Origin of the sequence: Actinosynnema sp. NPDC023658 (genome assembly GCF_040639995.1) — a bacterium.
Taxonomy (GTDB): Bacteria; Actinomycetota; Actinomycetes; order Mycobacteriales; family Pseudonocardiaceae; genus Actinosynnema.
Window position 1 is genome coordinate 1 of record NZ_JBFAAX010000322.1, and the last position, 6,553, is coordinate 6,553.

Below are 6,553 nucleotides of genomic sequence, written 5' to 3' on the forward strand. Positions count from 1 at the left end.
GTGGGTCAGGAGTGCGGGCAGGTGTCCCGGTACTCCGAGATCGCCGTGGCACGCGGCGCGGGGCAGAGGAATTGCTCGTACCGGGTGTCGTTGTCGACGAACCGCTTCAGCCACGCGATGCTGTACTTCGCGATCGTCGTGTTCGAGGTGTTCGGCGCGAAGTGGCTCGCGCCCGCCAGTTCGAGGTAGGCCTTGTCCAGGGTGGACGGCAGGCCGTTGTAGAACGGCTCGGAGTGGCTGGCGACCGGGGCGACGGTGTCGTCCTGCGCGCCCACGACCAGGGTGGGGGTCTGCACCGAAGACCACGTCTTCGTGGTGTTCCACGCGGTCAGCGGGATCGAGGCCTGCAGCGTCGGCCGGTCCTTCGTGGCCTCCAGCGCGCCGCCGCCACCCATGGAGTGACCCATCACGCCCAGCCGGGTGGAGTCGATCCGGCTGCGCACGGTGCTGGTGGTCGTCAGGTAGTCCAGCGCGGCCAGCAGCTGGTCGCCGCGGGAGGCGGGCTGGTCGTACCGGGAGTTGGTGTCGATGATGAAGATGACGAAGCCCTGCGAGGCCAGGCGCGGCCCCAACCAGGACAGGCTCGACTGGCTCGCCGTGTAGCCGGGCGCGACGGCGACCGCGCCGAACGTGCCCTCGGCGGTGCTGGTCGGGTAGTAGATCGTGCCGCCGCCGAAGCCGCGCACGCTCGTCGCGGAGACGGTGGCCTGGCTGGTGGCGAACGGACCGCGGGTGGCCTCGATGCTCGACGTGGTCGGCGCGGGGCCGCGTTCGTACGGGTTCTCCGCGGCCTGGGCGACCGCGCCGGAAGTGGTGAGGGCGACCGTCGCGACGAGAATCAGCGCGCGGCGGGACAGGGGAGACCTCGAAGGCATGGTTGTGCTTCTTCCCAGGACGACAAGGACTTGGCGGAGAGAGTCCTGAGTGGACCTTGGCAGCGGATCGAGTCTGACCCACTACCTACTCTCAAGTCAAGTAACCGCTTTCCGAACTTCTGTGGACGAATTCGCCGGGGATAAATCCGAAAGGGATTCAGGTGAACCGATTGAGTGAATGATCGATTCGACGTCCGCTCCCTCGTCCGGACCGGAACGCGGGCCGGGGACCGTAACCCCCACCTGCGCGGAAGCGCTCCCACAGAACCCTTGACCCCGACCGGCGGGGTGGCGAGGATCGGGCGCGACAGAGCCGTCGCCCCTGAGACGAACGGAACCGCCGATGTCCCGCAGACACCTGAGCGCCGCACTGGCCGCGGTGCTCGCCGCCGGTCTCATCACCGGAGGCGCCGTGGCGAGCGCCTCCCCGGAGTCGACCTCGCGCCAGCCGGTCGTCGGTGAACCGCGCACCGAGCACGGGTGCGCCCGGATCGAGAAGTCCCTCCCGCGGCTGGCCGACTGGCCGCGCGTCGACAGCCGGGTCGACTCCACCCCCGCCGACGAGCGGCGGATCCGCAAGATCCTCGCCGGGATGACGCTGGCCGAGAAGGTCGGCCAGATGACCCAGCCGGAGATCGGCGCGATCACCCCGGACGAGGTGCGCGAGTACGGCATCGGCTCGGTGCTCAACGGCGGCGGCTCCTGGCCGAACCGCGACAAGCACGCCGCGCCCGAGGCGTGGCTCGCCCTGGCCGACGCCTACTGGGACGCGTCCAAGGCCAGTCGCACGAAGGTGCCCGTGATCTGGGGCATCGACGCCGTCCACGGCAACAACAACGTCTACGGCGCGACCGTCTTCCCGCACAACATCGGCCTCGGCGCCGCGCACGACCCGTGCCTGGTCAGGGACATCGGCCGGGCGACCGCCGAGCAGATCCGCGCCACCGGCCAGGACTGGGCGTTCTCACCGACGCTGGCCGTGCCGCAGGACGACCGCTGGGGCCGCACGTACGAGGGCTTCTCCGAGGACCCGCGGATCACCCGCGCCTACGGCTACGAGGCCGTGCTGGGTCTGCAGGGCAACAGCAAGCGGCGGGTCGGCGTGCTCGCCACCGCCAAGCACTTCATCGGTGACGGCGGCACGATCGGCGGCAAGGACCAGGGCGTCAACCCGTCCTCCGAGGCCGAGATGATCAACGTGCACGGCCAGGGCTACTACGGCGCGCTCGCCGCCGGCGCCCAGACCGTGATGGTGTCGTTCAACAGCTGGACCAACGAGGAGCTGGGCATCGACGAGGGCAAGCTGCACGGCAGCAAGCTCGCGGTGAACGACATCCTCAAGGGCAAGATGGGCTTCGACGGCCTGGTGGTGTCCGACTGGAACGGCATCGGCCAGGTCGCGGGCTGCACCAACGCGAGCTGCCCGCAGGCGATCAACGCGGGCATCGACGTGGTCATGGTGCCGAACGAGTGGAAGGCGTTCATCTCCAACACGATCGCGCAGGTCGAGAACGGTCAGATCCCGCTCGCCCGCATCGACGACGCGGTCACCCGCATCCTGCGCGTCAAGCTCCGCTCCGGCGTGCTGGACGGCGAGAAGCCCTCGCAGCGCGACGACGCCGGCTCGGCCGACGCGCTGGAGGCCCGCAAGGTCGCCCGCGAGGCGGTGCGCGAGTCGCAGGTGCTGCTCAAGAACGACAACCGGGTGCTGCCGCTCAGCCCGCGGTCGAAGGTGCTGGTCGTCGGCAAGAGCGCGGACAGCCTGCAGAACCAGACCGGCGGCTGGACGCTGACCTGGCAGGGCACCGGCAACACCAACGCCGACTTCCCCAACGGCACGACCATCCTCGGCGGGCTCAAGGAAGCGCTCGGTGAGCGCAACGTCGTGTTCAGCGAGAACGGCGACGTCGACCCGGCCGGGTTCGACGCGGTCGTCGCGGTGATCGGGGAGACCCCGTACGCGGAGGGCGTCGGCGACATCGGCAAGCGCACGCTGGAGGCCGCCAAGCTGTACCCGAACGACCTGGCCGTGCTGGACAAGGTCAGCGGCAAGGGCAAGCCGGTCGTCACGGTGTACGTGTCCGGCCGCCCGCTGCACGTCAACAAGGAGATCAACCGCTCGGACGCGTTCGTGGCGGCGTGGCTGCCCGGCACCGAGGGCGGCGGCGTGGCCGACCTGCTGGTCCGCGGCCGGTACACCTACCCCGGCTACACGGGCACGCTGTCCTACTCGTGGCCGCGCAGCGCCTGCCAGACGCCGCTGAACGCGGGCGGCGAGGGCTACGACCCGCTGTTCAAGCCGGGTTACGGCCTGCGGAGCTGGGAGACCGGCAGGGTCGGGAAGCTCGACGAGACCTCGCCCGAGTTCGGCTGCTCCGGCAACGGCGGCGGCGGCACCGCGACCGAGGACCTGGAGATCCACGTGCGGACCGACGTCGCGCCGTACAAGAGCTTCATCGGCTCACCGGACAACTGGGGCGGCACCGAGCTCGGCCCGGACGGCGAGGCGGCGCACAGCTCGATCTCCGTCGTGCCGGCGGACGTGAACGTGCAGGGTGACGCGATGAAGACGACGTGGACCGGCACCGGGCCGGGCCAGGTCTACCTCCAGGACCCGGCGGGCGGCAGCGACCTGCGCGGGTACCTCAACGCCAACGCGGCGCTGGTGTTCGACGTGATCGTGCACCAGGCGCCGGCCGCGCGGACCGTGGTGAGCACGCACTGCCAGTACCCGTGCTTCGCCGAGGTCAACGCGACGGGGCTGTTCGGCGGGCTGCCGACGGGCGTGAAGTCGACGGTGAAGATCCCGATCTCCTGCTTCGGGCAGGGCGGGCTGGACCTGGAGAACGTCAACACGCCGTTCCTGGTCTACACCGAGGGCGCGTTCCAGGCGTCGTTCGCGAACGTCCGCTGGGTTCCCAAGGCCGCGGCCGACCCGGACGCGAAGACGTGCGCCGAGCTGACGTGAGCCCGAACTGACGTGAAGGGGGCGGGCCCGGCCGCTGGGTCCGCCCCCTTCCGCACGTCAGTACCCGATGGTGAACCTTTGCCGCCGGTGGGTCGGCGTCTCGGCCTCGTCCAGCAGCGCCACCGCCAGGTCCTCCACCGAGGCGGTCGTGCCCACCTGCTCGTCGCCGCCGACCCGGAACGCGCCGGTCCGCTCGCCGGGCTCCAGCACGGCCGGCGGGCTGAGGTAGGTCCAGTCCGCGACCCGGTCCGCCCGGCACACCGCCAGCTGCTCGGCGCACGCCCGCGCGATCGGCTTCAGCGCGTCCGGGAAGTCGGGCGCCTCCTCGACCGTGTGCCCGCGGGGCGTCACGAGGGTGGCCGCGCCGCCGACGAGCAGCAGGCGGACCCCGGTCTGCGCCACCCCGGCGAGCAACGCCCGTGCGGCGGCCACCAACTCGCCCTCGTGGCCCGGAACCGGCCGGGTCGCGCTGATCACCACGTCACGGCCCTCGCTGAGCCGGACGACGTCCGCCACCACTCCCGCGTCACCGACCTCGCCGCCCGGACCGGGCCGGCGGCTGACGGGCGTGACGTCGTGACCGCGCCGCCGCGCCTCCTCCACCACCCGGCTGCCGACGCTACCGAGCGCTCCGAACACCGTGATCCGCACGGTTCTCCCCCTTCTCCCGCACCGACTCCTGCACTGTTGCCTTCTGCTCTGTTGCCTTCTGCTGGGCTGTCCTCTGTTGGGCGACGACGAGCGCCCCGAGCACGACGACCGCGCCGAGCACCTGCCACGCGGTCAGCCCCTGGTCGAGCAGCAGCCACCCGACGGCGGTGGCCACGACCGGGCTGAGCAGCCCGAGGAACGTGACCTGGGTGGCGGGCAGCAGCCGGAGGCCGCGGAACCACACCGCGTAGGCCAGCGCGCCGCCGATCGTGCCCAGGTAGGCGTAACCACCGATGTTGGTCAGGCTCAACGCGGGCGGTGCGCCCTCCACCAGCAGCGTCACCGGCAGCAGCACCACACCGCCGCCGACGAGCTGCCAGCCGGTGACGGCGAGCAGCGGCGCGGGGGACGTCCACCGCTTGCCGAGCACCACGCCGCCCGCCATCGAGACCGCGCCGCCGAACGCCGCCGCGATCCCGATCCAGTCCAGCCGCGCGTCCGCCCGCAGCACCAGCAGCGCCACGCCGACGATGCCCGCGATCGCGGCGAGTGCCGTGCGCGCCGTCATCCGCTGCCCGAGCAGCAACGCCGCCAGGCCCGCCACCACCAGCGGCTGCACCGCCCCGACGGTCGCCGCCACCCCGCCCGGCAGCCGGTACGCGGCCAGGAACAGCAGCGGCAGGAAGATCCCGATGTTGAGCGTCCCCAGGACCAGCGACCGCCACCACCAGTCGCCGCGCGGCAGCCGCCGCGTGACCGCGACCAGCAACAACCCGGCCGGCAACGCGCGCAGCAGGGCGGCCAGGAGCGGCCGGTCCGGCGGCAGGTACTCGGTGGTCACGAAGTAGGTCGTGCCCCACACGGCGGGGGCGAACGCGGTCACCCATTTGCTTAGCACTAAGACAAAGTAGCTCAGCGCTAAGGTATCTGGGTGGTGATCTGGCTCACCGCTAAGCTAGGTCGGTGGCAGATCACGTCGACCTGGTGCTCTCCCAGTGGCAGGAGCGGCGCCCCGACCTCGACGTGTCGCCCATGGCGGTGATCGGCAGGCTCAGCCGCCTCGCCCGCCTGGTCGACGGGGAGCTGGGCAGGACGTTCGCCGCGCACGACCTGGACCGGGCGTCGTTCGACGTCCTGGCCACGCTGCGCCGCAGCGCGCCGCCGCACCGGTTGACGCCGACCGAGTTGATGCGCGCCTCGATGGTCACCTCCGGTGCGGTGACGCAACGGCTCGACCGCCTGGAGGCGCGCGGTCTCGTCGCGCGGACGCCCAACGAGCACGACGGCCGCGGTGTGCTCGTCGCCCTCACCGACGCCGGTCGCGAGCTGATCGACCGCACGCTGCCCGACCACCTCGCCACGGAGAACCGGCTGCTCGGCGCGTTGTCGAAGCGCGAGCGGGCGGCGTTGGCCGAGACGTTGAAGCAGCTGCTGGAGTCGCTCGGCGACAAGTGAGACCCCGTCCACCCGAGGCAGGTCACGAGATCTCCGACCCGGACGCCACGCCCGGTCGCGAACCCCGCCCACTTGCCACAGCAGTCCCGGTTGGGTTGGCTGGGTTGCACCGGGTGGGTACACGCGATCCAAGGGGGACAACCGTGACGCAACGACGCCTCGCGCTCGTCGGCGCCTTCGTGCTCACCGCGGCGCTGGCCTCGGCCGCCCCGGCCTCCGCCGTCGTCGCGGACGTCAGCCCGCACTGCCAGGAACCGGGCTACTGCCTGTTCTCGGGCGCGGACTTCACCGGGACGCGCGCGGTCCTGCCGTCCACGTACGGCTGTCACCCGGTCAGCGACGTGGGCTTCGCGACGGCCCGTTCGGCGGCTCGCGGCTTCGGGGACGGCACGGGACTGGTGCTGTACTCCGACACCACCTGCACCACCAGCGTGGCCGTGGTGCGCCAGGAGGTCCCGACCACCGCCGCCAAGTCCTACCGCCTCCTGCCGATCCCCGCCTGACCGCGAGAGTCCTACGTTCACGCGCCGAGAGTCCTACGTTCAGAGCCCGTGAGTTCAACGCTGAGCCCTTACGCCGTTCGTCGTGAGCGTTGAACTCATGC

The 6,553-nt window shown here is 71.4% G+C and carries 6 protein-coding genes; 3 read left to right on the forward strand and 3 right to left on the reverse strand.

The window, feature by feature from the left end:
* Positions 1-5: 5 nt before the first annotated feature.
* Positions 6-875 carry an alpha/beta hydrolase gene (locus AB0G02_RS25240; protein WP_360798046.1) on the reverse strand — a complete coding sequence of 290 codons (870 nt, stop codon included), beginning with the start codon at positions 873-875 and terminating at the stop codon, positions 6-8.
* Positions 876-1,218: 343 nt separating this feature from the next.
* Here AB0G02_RS25240 and AB0G02_RS25245 point away from each other — a divergent pair, with 343 nt between their 5' ends.
* Positions 1,219-3,843 (forward strand): exo 1,3/1,4-beta-D-glucan glucohydrolase, encoded by a 2,625-nt coding sequence (locus tag AB0G02_RS25245; RefSeq protein ID WP_360798048.1) that lies wholly within the window; start codon positions 1,219-1,221, stop codon positions 3,841-3,843.
* Between the two features lie 57 nt (positions 3,844-3,900).
* Here the strand turns inward: AB0G02_RS25245 and AB0G02_RS25250 are convergent, their stop codons facing one another.
* Together AB0G02_RS25250 and AB0G02_RS25255 are read right to left on the reverse strand one after the other, a co-directional pair.
* Entirely contained in the window at positions 3,901-4,494 is a 594-nt protein-coding gene (locus AB0G02_RS25250; RefSeq protein WP_360798050.1) for an NAD(P)H-binding protein, read from the reverse strand.
* A complete protein-coding gene (locus tag AB0G02_RS25255; RefSeq protein ID WP_360798052.1) occupies positions 4,463-5,392 on the reverse strand; it encodes an EamA family transporter in 930 nt (309 codons plus the stop codon). Before AB0G02_RS25255 ends, AB0G02_RS25250 begins: the two co-directional genes overlap by 32 nt.
* Before the next feature lie 65 nt (positions 5,393-5,457).
* Here AB0G02_RS25255 and AB0G02_RS25260 point away from each other — a divergent pair, with 65 nt between their 5' ends.
* Positions 5,458-5,949, forward strand: coding sequence for a MarR family transcriptional regulator (locus AB0G02_RS25260; protein WP_360798054.1), 492 nt, complete (start codon positions 5,458-5,460; stop codon positions 5,947-5,949).
* A 143-nt stretch (positions 5,950-6,092) separates the two neighbouring features.
* Entirely contained in the window at positions 6,093-6,452 is a 360-nt protein-coding gene (locus tag AB0G02_RS25265) for a hypothetical protein (RefSeq protein WP_360798056.1), read from the forward strand.
* The last annotated feature ends 101 nt before the right edge of the window (positions 6,453-6,553 follow it).